This window comes from Virgibacillus kimchii, assembly GCF_055379185.1.
Window position 1 is genome coordinate 3,021,306 of sequence record NZ_AP043951.1, and the last position, 16,718, is coordinate 3,038,023.

Sequence of the window (16,718 nt, forward strand, 5' to 3'; positions counted from 1 at the left end):
TCATCTCCAAGTTTTGGGGTAGGGCTTTTCAATGAGAAGAAAAGCCCTTAGATTATATGTTAATATTTATTTCTCTTTTACTCGCATAAGTCGTAAACCATTTAACGCAACTAAAAGAGTTGCTCCCATATCAGAAAGGATGGCAATCCAAAGTGTTAACCAACCGGGGATAACCAATAACAAAGCAATGAATTTGATAGCGAGTGCAAAGGTAATGTTTTGCTTAATTATGGTAAGAGCTTTTCGACTTAATTTAATGGAGAATGGAAGTTTTCTTAAATCGTCTCCCATTAAAGCAACGTCTGCCGTTTCTAGTGCTGTGTCTGTACCAGCCCCACCCATCGCAATTCCAACGGTAGAAGCAGCTAATGCAGGAGCATCATTGACACCATCTCCAACCATTGCTACGTTTCCGTATTTAGATCTCAATTTTTTGATAAATTCTAATTTGTCTTGTGGCAATAGTTCTGCCTGAATATCCGTTACCCCAACATGACCTCCAATAGCATCTGCCGTTCCTTTGTTGTCTCCCGTAAGCATAATGGTTTTTTTAATTCCAAGTTGATGTAACTTTTGAATAACTTCTTTACTTGATTCACGTACTTCATCAGCTACTGCAATGACAGCAAGTATTTCTTTTTCAGTTCCAACCACCATTGCAGTTCTACCTTGATTTTGAAGGGCTGTAACTAGTTGATCTTGTTCGTTATTAAAATCAACTGATAGATTCTCAAATAATTTTGGATTTCCAATGTAGTAAGTCGTACCGTTGATAGTCCCCTTAATTCCTTTTCCTGTGATAGAAGAGAAATCATCCACGATTACATGAGTGTAGGAAATGTTCTCCTCATCTGCTTTTTTCATAATAGCTGAAGCTAGAGGATGCCCGGAACGATATTCTAATGCAGTAATGATAGACAACATATCTTCTGCATTTACCTGATTGTTCAACATTTTAAAATCTGTTACAACTGGAACTCCTTTTGTAAGTGTACCCGTTTTATCAAAAGCTATTGCTTTTAAAGCACCCATTTCTTCTAGATAAATTCCGCCTTTGATAAGCACACCTTTTTTAGCTGCATTTCCAATTGCTGAAACAATAGAAATAGGAGTTGAAATAACTAATGCACAGGGACAACCAACGACCAATACTGCTAGCCCTTGATAAACCCAAGTTCCCCAGCTGCCACCAAATAATAATGGTGGTACTACAGCTACCAGCCCTGCGATAATCATAATAATAGGCGTATAATATTTTGCAAATTTATCTACAAACGCTTGAGAAGGCGCGCGTTCCCCTTGAGCTTCTTCAACAAGGTGAATGATTTTGGAAATTGTTGTATCTTCAACAAGCTTTGTTACTTTAACCTCAAGTATTCCCTCTTCGTTTAATGTACCTGCAAAAACTTCATCATCCACTGTTTTCTCAACTGGGACTGACTCGCCTGTAATAGTTGCTTGATTAACAGCCGAGTAGCCATTTACTACTACACCATCCATAGCAAGCTTTTGACCGGGTTTCACAATCATAATATCGCCAACAGCAATATCATCAACATGAATCATCATTTCTTGCCCATTTCTTCTAACAAGCGCCTCTTTCGGAGCAATATCCATTAAAGATCGAATTGATTGTCTTGCTCGGTCCATAGAGAAACGTTCTAAAGCTTCACTAATTGCAAAGAGAATAACAACAATTGCACCTTCTGCCCATTCTCCAATAATAGCTGCTCCAATAATAGCCACTGTCATAAGAGTTTTCATGTCAAATTCAAAATGTAGTAAGTTTTGAAACCCGACTTTAAAGAGTGAATATCCCCCAATAACGATGGCTGCTGCAAACAATAGGGAGGTAATAATATTTTCTTCCCCATTAACAAACTGAGAGATATAACCAAAAACGATTAATAAAGAAGCGTATAGTAATGTGCTGTGTTTTTTATAAAATGGCTCTTTCCCTTCTTTAACCTCTTGTTTCTCTTCCCTTAATGGTTTATCTGGAGCGACTTTAAGGTTTTCAAAAGCACCAGCTTTTTCTAATTCCTCGATAGTTGTATTCCCATATACCTCAATTTTAGATGCACCAAAATTTACTTTTGCATCATGAACCCCTGATAATTTTTTTACATTCTTTTCGAATTTACCCGCACAATTGGCACACGAAAAGCCTTGTACTCGGTAGGAAGTCATGTCAACTTCAGACCGTTCAGCTTGTTCAAACATTTACCTCCACCTCTTTCTTATGTGTTAATGCAATCATCATAATTTGTTTGATATGTTCGTCGTTTAATGAGTAAAAGGAAAGCTTTCCTTCTTTTCTATAGTTGACAATCCTTTGCTTATAAAGTGTTCGTAAATGATGAGAAGCATTAGCAACTGTAACGCCTAAGATATTAGCTATATCACAAACACATAGTTCATCTTCCTGACACAAAGCATAGGTGATTTTTGCTCTATTTTCGTCGGCAATTGCTTTTAACATTTGAGAAACACCTGAAATATCTACTGTTTGTAGATCACCCTGTATTCGATTAACCTTTTCCTCGTCATAACAAAAAATTTCACAAGTATCTTTCTTATTCAATTCATCACCTCATTCAAGTATTTGCTTGATTATATAATAACTTTTTCCAGCGCAACATTCAAGCATATACTTGAATGAAATAAAAAAGAAATGGGTATTTCCAATTCTAAAAAGTACTTCTTCAATTTCCCATTTAAGTCAAACAATCACATAAGGTCCCATTTCTCTTATCTAGTATTTCATTGTAATATCAGTATGAAGGAGGATTAGATATGGATATATCAAGAGTTGCAATTTATGCTCGTGTAAGCACAGAAGAACAGGCAAAAGAAGGTTTTAGTATAGCCGCGCAACTTCAAACACTTCGGCAATATGCTCAAATTTATAACTGGGAGGTGATTGATGAATATGTCGATGAAGGAATTAGTGGTAAATCCGTAAAAGGACGGCCTGAAATGAAAAGACTAATTAAAGATGTAGAGAATGAGAGATTTGATGCTGTAATAGTTTGGAAAATTTCCCGACTTTCAAGAAATATGCTAGAAACACTCATGATTCTAGATAAGTTTGAAAAATACAACGTGAAATTTATATCCTACTCAGAAAACTTTGATACCAGTAGTCCTATAGGTCGTTTAGTACTTCAAATTATGGCCTCAATCGCTGAAATGGAGCGAAATACATTAGCGGAAAACGTTAAGCTTGGGATGAAACAGAGAGCTTTGGAAGGGAGATGGAACGGCGGGGTTGTATTTGGATATGACACTGTTAAGAAGGAGCTAGTTATCAATGAAAAGGAAGCTGAAGTAGTACAGTTAATCTATCATATGTATGCAAATGGCAAAGGGCTAAGAGCGATTTCTAACCACTTAAATAAAGCTGGATATAAAACCAAGCGTAATCGTTATTTCTCCATCAATGGAGTAGCACAAATCCTAGACAATGTAATATATAACGGTAAAATCAGTTGGCTAAAATTTGAAAATTGGGATTCCAAACGAAGAAAAGGGAAAAATCCAAATCCTATTCTTGTAGAAGGAAAACATGAACCTATTATTTCGGACGAACTATGGAGCGTTGTACGAGCAAGGAGAAAAAGTAAATCATTTAAGCAGCGTCAATCAAACGAACCATTTTTACTTAGTGGCCTTTTACGCTGTCCTGATTGTGGTCAAGGAATGGTTCCGTCAATTACAACACATACACGAAAAGATGGGACGAAACGAAAACATCGTTATTACGTCTGTAGCGATTTTCATAACAAAGGATCTGCTGCTTGTAAAGCTAATTCCATTAAGGCATATAAAGCAGAAGAAACGGTTATCAAGAAAATTGAACAACTTAGTTCTAATAAGAAGAGGTTATATAAGATTCTCACAGACATTAGTTCTAATTCCGCTCATTCGATAAGCCAACTTAATAAAGAACTAGTAGAGATTGAAAAGCGGTTAAAGGAAATTGAACAATTACAGGCAAGGTATATGGAAGCCTTTGAGAAAAACACTCTTCCTGTGGATATACTGCAAGAAAGTTTACAAAAGGTTTCCAATGAAAAAAGAGAATTAGAATCAGAGAAAAATGAGATTGCAATCCAATTAAGTTCTATAGATTCAAAGGTAATTCAACCAGATTTGATTGAAAAATTACTAGAAAAGTTCCTATCGGTTTATAAGAAGTCATCTAGAGAAAACCAAAAGCAATTACTACAGTTATTAATTGATAATATTACAATCAAACAAAAAGATAGATCCAGAACAATTAAAAACATAGAACTTGAATTTGATTTTACTGAAATGAATATATCCAAAACCTTTATACTTATCCATTTGTTATATCGTGAAACGGATAATGAAAACACATTTTCAATACCCGCTTCCGATAAAGAATTACCACCTTACCTACAACAATTTTTGCCTCTATTTGTGGTACGGTTCCCCCCTAATAATCCGAAACCCCCGATACACCTGCTCCAACAAAACCAGCCGCATCAATTGATGAGGAAAAGTCATCTTGGAAAAAGACAATGCCAAATCACTCCGCTCCTGCACTTCTCTGCTGATCCCCAGTGACCCGCCAATCACAAATACCACTTTGCTTTTTCCATACGTCGCAAGCTCATCCATCTTCGCTGCCAACTGTTCGGAGCTCAGCATTTTGCCGTTGATTTCCAGAGTAATCACATAAGTATCCTGGCTTATATGACTTAAAATACGGGTTCCTTCCTTCTGTTTCACCGCTTCCATTTCCGCTTCACTTATGCTTTCGGGTGCCTTTTCATCTGCTACTTCAACGATCTCTACCTTGGCATAGTTATTCAAGCGCTTCAGGTACTCCTGAATGCCCTGCTTTAAATACTTCTCTTTTAGTTTACCGACAGATACGATGGTGATTTTCATGACTTCCTGTCCAACCTTCACTGTAAAATTTATTTTTAGTTTACCACATTTTATTTTGCAGTCGTATCCTTCTTACTGTAAAAGACCTTACTAATGACTGCACGAAATACCAGGCAGCCTTACAGCTGAAAAGTTTAATTACTCTATTCATGCAGAATGGAAGTAACAACTCAAATGTCAGCTTATAGACTCACTGACATCTGCCGGTCATTGACGGCATATCCATCTTATAAAACCCTTTTTTCCTGTATTGCTTATGGTAAAATACTACATAAATAAATAACATAGGGGGAGAGAACAATGGATTTCACCAATCTGATCGGGATCATCATCGTGCTTGGGGTAGTGTACATATTATATGAAAAAGGCTATATCCGAAACGTCCGCTTTCCGGTGATCAGGAATAAATTTGTATTTAATCATAGCAGCACTAAAGGAACACTTCGTCTCAGCTATGGAAAGTATAACGGCGGCAATAATTATTTGTTTACCGTACAACCGGGGCAGCCGACAGAGCTTCATTATGATGTGGAAGTAGCAGAGGGGTCCGTTGTATTATCCATTAAAATGGGAAAAGAAATTATTATAGATAAAGAATTTGAGCAGAGCGAAAAAGGGAAAGTCTCCTTTGTGCCTGAAAGAAGCAAATATATTCTTGCGGTTACCGGGAAACATACAAAGGGAAGTTGTGATATCCAATTCCAACGTGTGCCGGAAACTGCTGAAGATCCGGTGAACAGCTAAACTGCCACCGTTGTTTTTTCAGCAGGGTGTTCCCCATAGGCACAGTGAAATGAAATCTTAGATTGGGGAGCATCCGACAATGTCACTACTCTTGTATAACGGTGTAAGTGAACGTTATATAATGGACAAATCTGCAGAAGTTGCACCCGAACGAAACACTTAACAATGACTAGTAATCCTTCATCATCTTAATGCCTATGAAATCTATAAACATGGCAAGTTTCTTACTTATGCATTTTTACCATTCCTAAAAATTGTTTGACTATTACCCTGATAATATAGTATTACTAAATAGAGGGATATTGAAAACGATTTCCAACTTTTCTATAAAGGGAGCTTGGTCTTTTTCTTATTCCGAATAATGATGATGCATTTCAGTACATATATTTAAAATTGGGGGAAATAAAATTGTCAAACATACCATCCATCCTTAGCAACTTAAGGATTCCTGTTATCGGATCACCAATGTTTATTATCAGCAATCCAAAGCTCGTCATTGAACAGTGCAAGGCCGGAATTGTCGGTTCCATGCCTGCGTTAAATGCCAGGCCCGCTTCCCAGCTGGATGAATGGCTGGCGGAGATCACGGAGACGCTGGATGATTACAATAAGAAAAATCCGGAGCGTCCGGCAGCGCCATTTGCCATTAACCAAATCGTACATAGGTCCAATGATCGGCTGGAGCAGGATATGGAGCTGTGCGAAAAGTACAAGGTTCCTATTATTATCACTTCACTCGGTGCCCGGGAAGAAGTAAATCAGGCTGCCCACAGCTATGGTGGCATTGTGATGCATGATGTTATTAATAATAGATTTGCCAATAAAGCTATTGAAAAAGGTGCTGATGGCCTTATTGCCGTTGCTTCGGGTGCTGGTGGCCATGCCGGAAGCAAGAGCCCATTTGCATTAGTGCAGGAGATTCGTGCATGGTTTGATGGCCCACTGACGCTATCGGGTTCCATTGCCAATGGGAAGGCCATATTGGCTGCCCAGGCTATGGGCGCGGACTTTGCCTATATCGGTTCGCCATTTATCGCCACCCATGAAGCAAGAGCAGAAGAGGAATACAAAAAAATGATTGTGGAAGGCACGTCGGATGATATCGTGTACAGCAATTTATTTACAGGGGTTCATGGTAACTATCTTGCCCCATCCATCCGGGCAGCAGGGCTCGATCCCGATGATCTCCCGGAAAGTGATCCTTCCAAAATGAGCTTTGGCTCAGACAGGGACGTCAAAGCCTGGAAACATATATGGGGCAGTGGCCAGGGAATCGGTGCGGTTGATGAAGTGACAAGTGCGGCAGCGTATGTAGATAAGCTGCATCAGGAATATATGGAGGCAAGGGACAGCTTGTTAAAGGCAAGCAACGTATTTTCTTGAAATACTGAATGAAGAAAGCATGCCTACTCCCGGGATATCATCCATACGGGAGTAGGACCTTTTTGTATCGTTGTGGCATTTAGGTGAAAGGGGGAGGGTTTTAATGCAAAGTATCTTACGGGTTGGCATTGGTCTTCAAGTCATTTTCTTTATTTTATTCTTCGGGGCAATCCTGCCGAAAATGAATAATATATTCGGTGCGGTCCTTTGTCTTATCATTGCTCTCGTAAGCTTATTTTTCGGCATGAAATCCATGAAAGAGCAGCCGATACTGTCCATCGTGGTCATCCCCGTGGCACTGCTCATTTTGGCATTTACCATTTTTGCTTATTTTATAGGTGAAGGCGGGATGCCGCCATTAATATATATGTAGGTTTAAATACGCTCATAACATGCCGGACACGTACACGGAAATGATGTTCAAAGAACCGATAGGATATAAAAATGTAAAAGGAGACGATTTTATTTTTCTGCAGTTATACGCAATTATTGGTTTTTACTTATTGCCCGTTTATGGCATTATTTTTTGTTTGAATTTGGTTTCCCTGATAAAGAAGGTACATGATAACAAGGTGACAGAGAAGCATACCATATGGATGACGGTGGCTTTTATATTAATTATTACGACCATTGGTGCGCTGGCTGGACTGCATGTTTAAAGGGAACAGGATAGTCGCTTGTATACAAGGGGGGATGTTCATTGACAAAGGGTATGGTTCATCATATTGAAATATATGCATCCGATATAAATCGAACAACAGAATTCTGGGGCTGGTTTCTGGAAGAATTGGGATATACACTTTTTCAGGATTGGGACCGTGGCCGAAGCTGGAAAATAGAAGATACATATATTGTTTTTGTGCAAACGGAGGACAGATTTTTGGATATTCCATACCATAGATGTCGGACAGGTCTTAATCATTTGGCGTTTCATGCAAGCTCACGGCAACACGTAGATGAGATGAAGGACAAATTAATAGAAAAAGGAATGCCTATTCTTTATCCGAAAGACCATCCTTTTGCCGGCGGAGAGGATCATTATGCCGTGTATTTTGAAGATCCGGACAGAATAAAGGTAGAACTCGTTGCCCCTGAGTAGATATATAAGCAGTTCCGGTTTGTCCGAATAAGTTCACCGACAGATCACGTTTGTCTACATTGCGCAGCATTCGCGGAATGATTTGCCAATCCATAAACGCTTTTAAATTTGCCTTCATTGTTTTTCCTGCACCTGCATCCCCTGCAATATAATAATAAGGTCTGTCCTACAGTTTCTCGCGTGCCAGCTGTTCCCTTCATCCTTGATTACCGACAGTCTGTTTGGGTCCGGGTCCTGCATCGTGACATAAATCTGATACTGAATAAGATTTCCGATATTATCCATTACATAATTCCCCTTTACAAAAAATTTCTCTCTATTTAAAGAGTGTCACACACTTTTATAAATTTTCACTCAATAACATCAATTTTGTAAATTCACCTATACGTTTTGGATACTTTAATGTATTATATATCTAAAAGATACATATCATTAAGATAGGAGTATGTCATGTGAAAAAATATAACGATACCACCTACGCGATACTTGGCATGTTAACGACTGGAAACCGATCAGGCTATGACGTTAAGCAGTTTATGGATCAAAGTCTCAACCATTTCTGGAAAATCAGCTATGGGCAAATTTATCCTACATTAAAGCGATTGGAACAGGAAGGGTTGATCACAGTGGAAACAGCATTCCAGGAAGGAAAACCCGGCCGGAAAGAATATTTTCTTACGTCAAAAGGGGAGGGGGCTTTAAAGGAATGGCTGGAAGAACCGCTGAAGCAGGTGCCGTCAGAGCGAAATGAAGTGCTGCTGAAAATATTTTTTGGCAGATATCAAACAAAAGAGCAATCTATTGCCTTATTGAAGGATTATAAGCAAAAGCTGGAGGCGCAATATGAAACGTATGAACAGATTGAAGAGATGATCGCTCACCATGGCTGTGAAGCAGGGGATGCACCGTATTGGCTGTTTACACTGGATTACGGAAAACGTGTGACGAATGCTGCCATGGAATGGTGCGAGGAAACGATTGCGAAAATTTAAGTATAGGAAGAAGGCGGAGGTTCAATGTTTACTTTATCTGTTTTTATTCATGTGGTCGCGGGGTTTGTTGCTTTGATCTTTTTATGGCTGCCACTCATGTTTAAAAAAGGCAGCCGCTTTCATCGTTTGACGGGCTGGGTATTCACTTACAGTATGTTTACTATTAGTGGTACATCCATACACATGGCTCTGTACAGAATCTGGTTTGAAGGAAATCTGACCGCCTCGGAATTTTCCTTTTATCTTTTTCTGATGTTCATTGCGGTTTTAAGTTTTGCCACAGCAATGTACGGATTACGGGTATTGAGATTTAAAAAACACGCAGGAAGACATCGTCAATGGATCGACTGGCTTATTCCCGGTATGCTTTTGGCAAGTGCCATCTTCATGAGTACATACGGATTTATGCATGGAGATCCACTGCTTGCCTGGTTCCCTATGTTAGGTGTATTTCTGTCTATATCCCACATGGTTTATTGGTTGCGCAAGCCTGTTTTTAAAAGACAGTGGGCAGTAGAGCATCTTACAGGCATGCTCAGCTGTGGTATTTCCACGGTGACAGCCTTCGTTGTTTTCGGAGCCCCCCGCATATTTGCTTTAAACCAAACTTCTGTGTGGTTATGGTTCGCACCGACCATTGTCCTTGTTCCGCTGATCATCTATTTTTCGTTAAAAGAGAGAAAAAGATATGAGAGAAAGAATTTAGTGAAGCAGGCTGTAAAATAGTTCCAAGGTATACTAAATTAGGAGGAACCATCCATGGGTAAAAAAATTTACACCGGCAGGTACACGGTAGAAAATGATCAGGACATCGTTGTTTTTCTCATTGGCATGCGCATAAATAAACGGTGGGCCATCCGAAAGTGGGGACCGGTTTTTTCTGCAATGCCCGGTATGATTAGAGAACTTTATGAAAATCAGGAGGAGTTGGGATTTTATTCGGCAGAAAGCTATTTTGGTCTGCGCACCACTTTTATGGTTCAATACTGGCGCTCCACGGATGAACTGCTCGCATATGCAAAAGGAGAGAAGCATCTGGCCGCATGGAAAAACTTTAATCAAAGATTAACAGACAACGATGCAGTCGGTTTCTATCATGAAACCTATGAAGTAAGGAAAGGGAGCTATGAATCCATTTATAGAAATATGCCACAGTTCGGGTTGGCAAATGCTATAAAACATATACCTGCAGGACCACAGCACCATTCTGCCCGGGATCGGCTGCAAGATGTGAAAATAAATTAAGTTAAAGTAAGTGGAAAAGGGAGGGAGAAGTAAGAACCTTTTAGAGCTCCCTGAGCATGAAGACCAAAAACTGCTTTTATCGTAATCCAACATTAATTTACCAGGGTTTACGTTAACGGTACCATTGTTGAAAATTATAAAAGCCTGATTCCCAGCTAAATAGAAAAGAAATCAGGCTTTATTACTCAGTATTTTTATTTTACCTCATTATATAAGTGGTAGAAGTGGCCTCCAGTAGTGTTGGTGACACTGACTTCATGCCGTATTGCTTTTTACGTCAATATTTTCTTCTCTCTTCCCTTTTCCAATTCGCTTCCAAGAAACTTCGCAAGCTCCAGCATTCCATATTTATTAGCTTTCGCTTCCGCATCTGAATTATAATTCGTATTTGTATTTACATCATAAGTGTATACTGTGCCATTTAAATCACGAATAAACTCAATCCCGGCAACATCGATGCCACTGTCTTTCAGAAATGCTTCATAGCGGTTCATTTGTTCCTGGTTTACTTCACTGTCTTTTAAAATCTCAAACATTGGCTTTTCTTCAGCTTCTTCACCGGCCGGGCAAAATTGATCATCTATACGGCATGCATCTGCAGGGCATAATTCAAATCCTTCTGAGGTATCTACTTTCACCGCATAGACAAACTTTCCGCCAACGAATTCCGCTCTTGTAATGAAGGGTTCGGGAGCCTGGATATACTGCTGAATAAGCGTAATACCATCGACCGGTTCTTCAAAATCCGGTCCGTTTACATATTCTTCAAGACTTTCAATCGAATGAAATAAATAAACGCCTAAGCCTTTTCCAGCTCGATTATGTTTTGTAATAAATGGTGTTTTACCTAATTTTTTTGCAGCTTCTACGATGTTTTCCTGTCCAATCGCTCCAATTGTCTTTGGTGTTTTAATCCCATTTTTTTCTAAAGCAGTATATTGGTTTATTTTACTGATTTCCAGACTTAATGCACTTGAGCCATTAAACACCTTCCGACCGTGGAGTTCCAGCCAGGATAAAACACCGCCGGCTAATTCCGGCGCAAAACGATGGTTTCTTGTATGCGAGGAAGCACTCATGCGATTATAAAATATCCCCTCCGGCGGTTCCGTTGTTAAATCTACAATGCCTTGATCCAGATGCCAGGCCTCATATGGTAATTCCAATTCATCCAAACGTTTCGTTAAATGAACTGTCCATTCATCATTCTCATGTAATATATAAATTTTCGACATCGTTATCGCTCCTTTATTTATTTAATAGACTATTAGAAACAGCACTTATTCAGCCTGTTCTTCCGCTAATTTTTTTATTACATTTGCTAATAAGTGCGTTCGCTCCGTTAAGGAAGGTATATAAAGAAATTCAGATTCGGAATGGGCGTCTCCTCCCATTGGCCCCAAACCATCGACAGTTGGTATACCAACAAATCCAGTCAGGTTTCCGTCTGAGCCGCCACCACTTTTTTCATGTTTAAAAGAAAGTCCCAGTTTTTCTCCTTCTTCTGTTATCTTCTGAATAAGTGCCTCCGATTCTTCTGTTAATTCCCAGGCAGGTCTCGTAATTTTACCTGTTAATTCTAGTTGCGTTCCGGCTACATCAGAGGTACTGGTTACATTTTTAATCGCTTGATCGATTTCGATACCCTGTTTTTCCGTATCAATCCTAACATCAATGGCTGCTTCTGCAGAAGGGGCTATGGTGTTTATGGAAGTCCCGCCTTTAATGACCCCTACATTCACATATAAACCTTCTTCCGGTCTTGCCAGCTTGTGAAGCTTGAGAATTTTTCCCGCGAGTTCTTCAATGGCACTGACTCCGCTTTCCGGATACATACCCGCGTGCGCAGCTTTACCGCTCACTTTTAAGAAATATTTCCCACCGCCTTTTCTGCTGCTGACGAGATTCCCATTTTGCGACGGCTCTAGAATCAAGGAATATGTCTTGTCTTTTGCAACATCTTCAATTAATGGCCGAGAGCCGACAGAGCCAATTTCCTCATCACTATTTAAGATTAATACAATATCTTTATACGCGTCGTCTCCACTTTCCATGAGTGCTTTTAGCGCATAAAAGGTCGTCACATGACTTCCTTTCATATCAATAACGCCTGGACCATATGCATAATCCCCATCTATTTTAAAAGGCCGTTTGCTCACCGTACCTTCAGGGAAAACCGTATCCATATGTGCAATCATTACAATATGCGGTGTCTTTGCTTCTGGATGCTTAATTACGATGTTATTGCCAAGGGCTTCCTGTTCGTGCGTGACAGCTTCAAAACCAATCCCTTCATAAATCTCGCGCAGCACCTTTCCTACTTGATCCACGCCATGTTTCACATATGTTCCACTATCGATATTCACTAGCTGCTCTAACAGCTTAAGCATATTCTGTTCATTTTGTTCTATAAAAGCTTTCATGGCTTCCTTCCTTTCCGCTACCATTAATCCTGCCATGCAAATACTGGATTGTCATTATACAGATGACACTGTACTTGATGGCTTTCATTGATTTTATATATTGGCGGCTTCACTTCTTTACATATATCCATTGCGAAAGGACAACGTGTATGGAACACACAACCTGCAGGTGCATCAAGGGGAGATGGGACTTCCCCCTTTAATTCAATGCGTTCTCTTTTTACTTTCGGGTTAGGAGATGGGATTGCTGATAATAAAGATTGCGTATAAGGGTGCAGCGGGTTTTTAAATAACTCATCTGTCGGTGCCTGCTCTGCTATTTCACCTAAATACATAACTCCAATGCGGTCTGCTATATAACGAACCACGCTTAAATCATGCCCAATAAATAAATAGGATAACTTCAACTCATCCTGCAGTTCTCTTAATAGGTTTAAGATCTGTGATTGAATGGAAACGTCAAGTGCAGAAACAGGCTCATCACAGACGATAAATTTCGGATTTAAAACGAGTGCACGCGCAATCCCTATCCGCTGCCTTTGTCCTCCTGAAAATTCATGTGGAAACCGGTGATAATGGGTTTCATTGAATCCGACGCGTTCCAGCATCCGCAGGACAATTTCTTTCCGCTCTTTTTTTGACCCTTTCCCCTGAATGATAAAAGGCTCCTCCAGGCTGTAGCCAATTCGTTTCTTTGGGTCCAGGGAAGCAAGCGGATCCTGAAATATCATCTGTAAATCCTCACGCAGACTTCGGAAGTCCTTTTCCTTCAATGAAAATATATCCTCATCCTTATAAAATACTTTGCCGCCTGTCGGTTTGGTTAATCTTAGCAAAGTCCGGCCGGTTGTACTTTTTCCACAGCCGGATTCCCCTACAATGCCAAAGGTTTCTCCTTCATAAATGTCAAAGGACACATCGTTTACCGCTTTTACTTCCTTTTTTTTGAACCAGCTTGACGTATCTTCTGAGAATGACTTCTTTACATTTCTTACTTTAAGAAGAGGTTCTGTCATAGGTGATTTCTCCCCCTTCTTTTATTTCTTTATAATTCCAGCAGCGGATTTTACGGGAATCGGAAGCATTTTCCAATACAGGTTCTTCTAGGTAACATTGCTCTGTTGCAAACGGACAGCGATTGGCAAACCTGCAGCCTTCCGGAATATTTTCCAATGAAGGCACCGTCCCTTCAATTTCGAACAACTTCTCATCCCGGGCGCTTTCCAGACTTGGCATGGACTTCAAAAGGCTTATTGTATATGGATGTAATGGGTTTTCAAAGATTTGTTCCACGGATGCTTCCTCAATCACCTGTCCGAGATACATCACAACGACACGGTCACAGGTTTCTGCAACAACAGCTAAATCATGGGTAATCATCATAATCCCCATATCTGTTTTCTCCTGCAGTTCTGAAAGCACATCAAGTATTTGCGCCTGGGTGGTCACATCAAGTGCTGTTGTCGGTTCATCAGCAATCAATAGTTCCGGTTCACAGCAAATGGCGAGTGCAATCATGACACGTTGACGCATGCCGCCGGAGAGCTCGTGCGGATATTCATCAATCCGCACTTCCGGAGAAGGGATTCCTGTTAAGCGTAAATATTCAATGGCCAGCTCTCTTGCTTTCTTTTTTGAAACCTTGCGGTGGAGCATGAGAGACTCGATCAATTGATTACCGATGGTATAAACCGGATTTAACGAGCTCATCGGGTCCTGAAAAATCATAGAGATCTCGTTGCCGCGAATTTTTCTTAATGCACTTTCGGATTCACTTAAAATATTTTTATTTTTAAAGAGAATTTCTCCACTATAATCGGTTAATTGGTCATCGTGTAATTGAAGAATGGATTCTGCTGTGACACTTTTTCCGCAGCCTGATTCACCAACCACACCAACTGATTCCCCTTTTTGGATAGAAAAAGTAGCATCATCCACTGCTGTTAATTGACCATTTTCCGTCCAGAAGGAAATGTTTAAATGTTTGATATCAATTAGGTTCTTCTCGCTAGTCATGCTCTTTTTTTCCTCCAAGCTTCAGAAATCTTTTTTTGCCTTTTCTTTTGGCGTGGACTATTTTAGGGTCTAACGTATCCCTTAATCCGTCACCAACCGTATTCAGACCAAGTACAAGTAAAATAATCGTGATGCCTGGAAATACCGTCATCCACCACGCATTATGGATGACATTTTTTCCATCAAATAAAATGTTGCCAAGACTCGGGTCTGGAGCCGGAATACCTGCGCCAAGGAAACTGAGGCCAGCTTCTGTTATAATCGCAACGGCAAAAACAAACGTAACTTGAATAATAAGCGGTGACATGATATTAGGGATCGTATGGATCACTAAAACCCGCCATTTATTCGCACCCTGTGCGATTAATGCTTCCACAAACGTCTGTTCCTTCACGACAAGCGCGGCGGAACGGACGACTCGGGAAATAGATGGGATATAAACGATCGTTAATGCCATGAGCACATTCGTTATATTCGGACCACGTACAGCAACAATGGCCAGTGCCAATAAAATGGGTGGAAAGGCATAAATACCATCGACGATCCGCATGAGGATATGGTCTAACGTACGGAAATAGGCAGATAAAAGACCAATGATTAATCCTATCATTCCAGCAACAAAAGCAACGGCGATTCCAATAAAGAAAGAAATTCTCGTGCCATACACCACCCTGCTGAATACATCCCTTCCTACGTCATCCGTACCAAAAATATGTGCCAAATTAGGAGGCTGCAGACGATTCATCGGGTCAATTTCATAAGCATTATATGGTGCAATGAGAGGCGCAAACAGAGAAACAATCGCCATTATGGCTAAAATGATCAGACCAGAAAACAGCATGCGATTTTGTAAAGCTTTTCTGAAGTTTGATTTCTTTTTCGCTGCCTTGGGCGGTTTGATATTAATTTCTGATTCCATAAAACAGGCCTCACTTCTTCTTATTTAGACGTATTCTCGGATCCACCGCACCATAAAGTAAATCCACAATTAAATTGATTAATACATACGTAACTGTGATTAATAAAACAGTTCCCTGGATCACTGTAAAATCTCTTCTTTCAATTGAATTTACAATGAGTTGCCCGATTCCCGGAATATTAAATACAGTTTCTACTACAGCGGCACCCGTAATTAACGTACCAAATGATTCACCGATAACAGTTAAAATAGGAATAAAAGCATTTCTTAAAGCATGTTTAAAAGTGATTTTATTCTCCCGTAATCCTTTTGACTTTGCCGTTTTAATATAATTGGTTTTCATGACATCAAGCATAGAAGATCTTGTCATTCTCGTAATCAGACCTGCCTGCATCATACCAAGTGCAATCGCAGGCAATGTTAAATACCTTATATGCTCAAGAAACCCTTCACTTAATGGCTGATACCCTGCAACCGGGAACCATTGTAATTGTACTGCGAAGATCAAAATCAGAAATAGTCCCAATAAAAAGCTGGGTACGGAAATACCAAGTAATGAAAATCCTGTCACTGCCTGATCGGCAACAGTTCCTCTCTTTCTGGCAGCAATGACCCCGAGTAAAAGGGAAATAATAATTGCAATGACTTGGGCATAAATAGCCAGAGAAATAGTCGGTCCTAAATAATTAAAAAAAACTTCTGTTACGGGCTGATTATGGAAAAAGGATTCCCCTAAATTTCCTGTGACAACATCAGAAATCCATTGGACAAACTGTGTATATAAAGGAAGGTCAAAGCCAAGTTCCTCTCGCAACTCGGCTTTTGCTTCCTCTGAAGCTTCATCCCCCAGTAATACGGTTACTGGATCTCCCGGTGTCAGATGAGCAAGGAAAAACACAACAACTGCAACGACAAAGAAGATAGGGATTAATTGTAATAAACGCTGAATGGTATATTTAAGCAACTTCTATCATCCT

General features: G+C 39.9%; 19 protein-coding genes and 1 pseudogene. 9 read left to right on the forward strand and 11 right to left on the reverse strand.

All coding sequences use genetic code 11. The features are described from left to right. Window positions 1–66: 66 nt before the first annotated feature. Both ACZ42C_RS14420 and ACZ42C_RS14425 read right to left on the reverse strand, forming a co-directional pair. Complete coding sequence (locus ACZ42C_RS14420) at window positions 67–2,223, reverse strand: heavy metal translocating P-type ATPase (protein ID WP_461182631.1); 2,157 nt, start codon at window positions 2,221–2,223, stop codon at window positions 67–69. Beyond that, a complete protein-coding gene (locus ACZ42C_RS14425) occupies window positions 2,216–2,584 on the reverse strand; it encodes an ArsR/SmtB family transcription factor (protein WP_040047916.1) in 369 nt (122 codons plus the stop codon). The genes ACZ42C_RS14420 and ACZ42C_RS14425 overlap by 8 nt, the downstream gene beginning before the upstream one ends. A gap of 212 nt (window positions 2,585–2,796) precedes the next feature. Between ACZ42C_RS14425 and ACZ42C_RS14430 the strand changes: the two are divergent. Then, window positions 2,797–3,798: pseudogene (locus ACZ42C_RS14430) on the forward strand (recombinase family protein); the annotation flags it as partial. Between the two features lie 642 nt (window positions 3,799–4,440). On the opposite strand, the gene rlmH reads toward ACZ42C_RS14430, so the two are convergent. Beyond that, complete coding sequence (gene rlmH / locus ACZ42C_RS14435) at window positions 4,441–4,920, reverse strand: 23S rRNA (pseudouridine(1915)-N(3))-methyltransferase RlmH (RefSeq protein WP_461182632.1); 480 nt, start codon at window positions 4,918–4,920, stop codon at window positions 4,441–4,443. A 300-nt stretch (window positions 4,921–5,220) separates the two neighbouring features. Between rlmH and ACZ42C_RS14440 the strand changes: the two genes are divergently transcribed. From ACZ42C_RS14440 to ACZ42C_RS14460, 5 genes are all read left to right on the forward strand, one after another. After that, window positions 5,221–5,664 (forward strand): hypothetical protein, encoded by a 444-nt coding sequence (locus tag ACZ42C_RS14440; RefSeq protein ID WP_461182633.1) that lies wholly within the window; start codon window positions 5,221–5,223, stop codon window positions 5,662–5,664. Window positions 5,665–6,072: 408 nt separating this feature from the next. Next, window positions 6,073–7,047 (forward strand): NAD(P)H-dependent flavin oxidoreductase, encoded by a 975-nt coding sequence (locus ACZ42C_RS14445; RefSeq protein ID WP_461182634.1) that lies wholly within the window; start codon window positions 6,073–6,075, stop codon window positions 7,045–7,047. Window positions 7,048–7,150: 103 nt separating this feature from the next. Next, window positions 7,151–7,420 carry a hypothetical protein gene (locus tag ACZ42C_RS14450; RefSeq protein WP_461182635.1) on the forward strand — a complete coding sequence of 90 codons (270 nt, stop codon included), beginning with the start codon at window positions 7,151–7,153 and terminating at the stop codon, window positions 7,418–7,420. A 19-nt stretch (window positions 7,421–7,439) separates the two neighbouring features. After that, window positions 7,440–7,706, forward strand: coding sequence for a hypothetical protein (locus tag ACZ42C_RS14455; RefSeq protein WP_461182636.1), 267 nt, complete (start codon window positions 7,440–7,442; stop codon window positions 7,704–7,706). A gap of 41 nt (window positions 7,707–7,747) precedes the next feature. Continuing rightward, a complete protein-coding gene (locus tag ACZ42C_RS14460; protein WP_461182637.1) occupies window positions 7,748–8,146 on the forward strand; it encodes a VOC family protein in 399 nt (132 codons plus the stop codon). On the opposite strand, the gene ACZ42C_RS14465 is transcribed toward ACZ42C_RS14460, so the two are convergent. Next, complete coding sequence (locus tag ACZ42C_RS14465) at window positions 8,040–8,264, reverse strand: alpha-hydroxy-acid oxidizing protein (protein WP_461182638.1); 225 nt, start codon at window positions 8,262–8,264, stop codon at window positions 8,040–8,042. The two genes, ACZ42C_RS14460 and ACZ42C_RS14465, sit on opposite strands and share 107 nt — an antisense overlap. Further along, window positions 8,261–8,431, reverse strand: coding sequence for a hypothetical protein (locus ACZ42C_RS14470; RefSeq protein WP_461182639.1), 171 nt, complete (start codon window positions 8,429–8,431; stop codon window positions 8,261–8,263). Before ACZ42C_RS14470 ends, ACZ42C_RS14465 begins: the two co-directional genes overlap by 4 nt. A gap of 167 nt (window positions 8,432–8,598) precedes the next feature. Here ACZ42C_RS14470 and ACZ42C_RS14475 point away from each other — a divergent pair, with 167 nt between their 5' ends. Genes ACZ42C_RS14475 through ACZ42C_RS14485 form a run of 3 tightly spaced genes read left to right on the forward strand, consistent with a single transcriptional unit; the run spans window position 8,599 to window position 10,383 of the window. Next, complete coding sequence (locus ACZ42C_RS14475; RefSeq protein ID WP_461182640.1) at window positions 8,599–9,138, forward strand: PadR family transcriptional regulator; 540 nt, start codon at window positions 8,599–8,601, stop codon at window positions 9,136–9,138. Between the two features lie 24 nt (window positions 9,139–9,162). After that, complete coding sequence (locus ACZ42C_RS14480) at window positions 9,163–9,864, forward strand: DUF2306 domain-containing protein (protein ID WP_461182641.1); 702 nt, start codon at window positions 9,163–9,165, stop codon at window positions 9,862–9,864. Window positions 9,865–9,897: 33 nt separating this feature from the next. Next, complete coding sequence (locus ACZ42C_RS14485) at window positions 9,898–10,383, forward strand: DUF4188 domain-containing protein (RefSeq protein ID WP_461182642.1); 486 nt, start codon at window positions 9,898–9,900, stop codon at window positions 10,381–10,383. Between the two features lie 272 nt (window positions 10,384–10,655). On the opposite strand, the gene ACZ42C_RS14490 is transcribed toward ACZ42C_RS14485, so the two are convergent. The 6 genes from ACZ42C_RS14490 to ACZ42C_RS14515 are packed head-to-tail and all read right to left on the reverse strand — an operon-like array spanning window position 10,656 to window position 16,705. Further along, entirely contained in the window at window positions 10,656–11,618 is a 963-nt protein-coding gene (locus tag ACZ42C_RS14490; RefSeq protein ID WP_461182643.1) for an ATP-grasp domain-containing protein, read from the reverse strand. A 45-nt stretch (window positions 11,619–11,663) separates the two neighbouring features. Then, window positions 11,664–12,806 carry a M20 family metallopeptidase gene (locus ACZ42C_RS14495; protein WP_461182644.1) on the reverse strand — a complete coding sequence of 381 codons (1,143 nt, stop codon included), beginning with the start codon at window positions 12,804–12,806 and terminating at the stop codon, window positions 11,664–11,666. A 23-nt stretch (window positions 12,807–12,829) separates the two neighbouring features. Further along, the gene (locus tag ACZ42C_RS14500; RefSeq protein ID WP_461182645.1) at window positions 12,830–13,822 is read right to left on the reverse strand and encodes an ABC transporter ATP-binding protein; all 993 of its coding nucleotides are present in this window, start codon (window positions 13,820–13,822) and stop codon (window positions 12,830–12,832) included. After that, window positions 13,803–14,822, reverse strand: a complete 1,020-nt coding sequence (locus ACZ42C_RS14505) for an ABC transporter ATP-binding protein (protein WP_461182646.1) — start codon at window positions 14,820–14,822, stop codon at window positions 13,803–13,805. Before ACZ42C_RS14505 ends, ACZ42C_RS14500 begins: the two co-directional genes overlap by 20 nt. Further along, window positions 14,815–15,741, reverse strand: a complete 927-nt coding sequence (locus ACZ42C_RS14510; protein ID WP_461182647.1) for an ABC transporter permease — start codon at window positions 15,739–15,741, stop codon at window positions 14,815–14,817. Before ACZ42C_RS14510 ends, ACZ42C_RS14505 begins: the two co-directional genes overlap by 8 nt. Window positions 15,742–15,751: 10 nt before the next feature. After that, a complete protein-coding gene (locus ACZ42C_RS14515; RefSeq protein ID WP_461182648.1) occupies window positions 15,752–16,705 on the reverse strand; it encodes an ABC transporter permease in 954 nt (317 codons plus the stop codon). Window positions 16,706–16,718: the final 13 nt, after the last annotated feature.

What these genes read in the sequence shown, in the direction of transcription:
- ACZ42C_RS14450 (WP_461182635.1), top strand. Translation starts at nt 7,151, where the DNA reads ATGCAAAGTATCTTACGGGTTGGCATTGGTCTTCAAGTCATTTTCTTT.
- ACZ42C_RS14490 (WP_461182643.1), bottom strand. Translation starts at nt 11,618, where the DNA reads ATGTCGAAAATTTATATATTACATGAGAATGATGAATGGACAGTTCAT.
- ACZ42C_RS14420 (WP_461182631.1), bottom strand. Translation starts at nt 2,223, where the DNA reads ATGTTTGAACAAGCTGAACGGTCTGAAGTTGACATGACTTCCTACCGA.
- ACZ42C_RS14495 (WP_461182644.1), bottom strand. Translation starts at nt 12,806, where the DNA reads ATGAAAGCTTTTATAGAACAAAATGAACAGAATATGCTTAAGCTGTTA.
- ACZ42C_RS14500 (WP_461182645.1), bottom strand. Translation starts at nt 13,822, where the DNA reads ATGACAGAACCTCTTCTTAAAGTAAGAAATGTAAAGAAGTCATTCTCA.
- ACZ42C_RS14465 (WP_461182638.1), bottom strand. Translation starts at nt 8,264, where the DNA reads ATGAAGGCAAATTTAAAAGCGTTTATGGATTGGCAAATCATTCCGCGA.
- ACZ42C_RS14510 (WP_461182647.1), bottom strand. Translation starts at nt 15,741, where the DNA reads ATGGAATCAGAAATTAATATCAAACCGCCCAAGGCAGCGAAAAAGAAA.
- ACZ42C_RS14485 (WP_461182642.1), top strand. Translation starts at nt 9,898, where the DNA reads ATGGGTAAAAAAATTTACACCGGCAGGTACACGGTAGAAAATGATCAG.
- ACZ42C_RS14505 (WP_461182646.1), bottom strand. Translation starts at nt 14,822, where the DNA reads ATGACTAGCGAGAAGAACCTAATTGATATCAAACATTTAAACATTTCC.
- ACZ42C_RS14440 (WP_461182633.1), top strand. Translation starts at nt 5,221, where the DNA reads ATGGATTTCACCAATCTGATCGGGATCATCATCGTGCTTGGGGTAGTG.
- ACZ42C_RS14455 (WP_461182636.1), top strand. Translation starts at nt 7,440, where the DNA reads ATGCCGGACACGTACACGGAAATGATGTTCAAAGAACCGATAGGATAT.
- ACZ42C_RS14480 (WP_461182641.1), top strand. Translation starts at nt 9,163, where the DNA reads ATGTTTACTTTATCTGTTTTTATTCATGTGGTCGCGGGGTTTGTTGCT.
- rlmH (WP_461182632.1), bottom strand. Translation starts at nt 4,920, where the DNA reads ATGAAAATCACCATCGTATCTGTCGGTAAACTAAAAGAGAAGTATTTA.
- ACZ42C_RS14470 (WP_461182639.1), bottom strand. Translation starts at nt 8,431, where the DNA reads ATGGATAATATCGGAAATCTTATTCAGTATCAGATTTATGTCACGATG.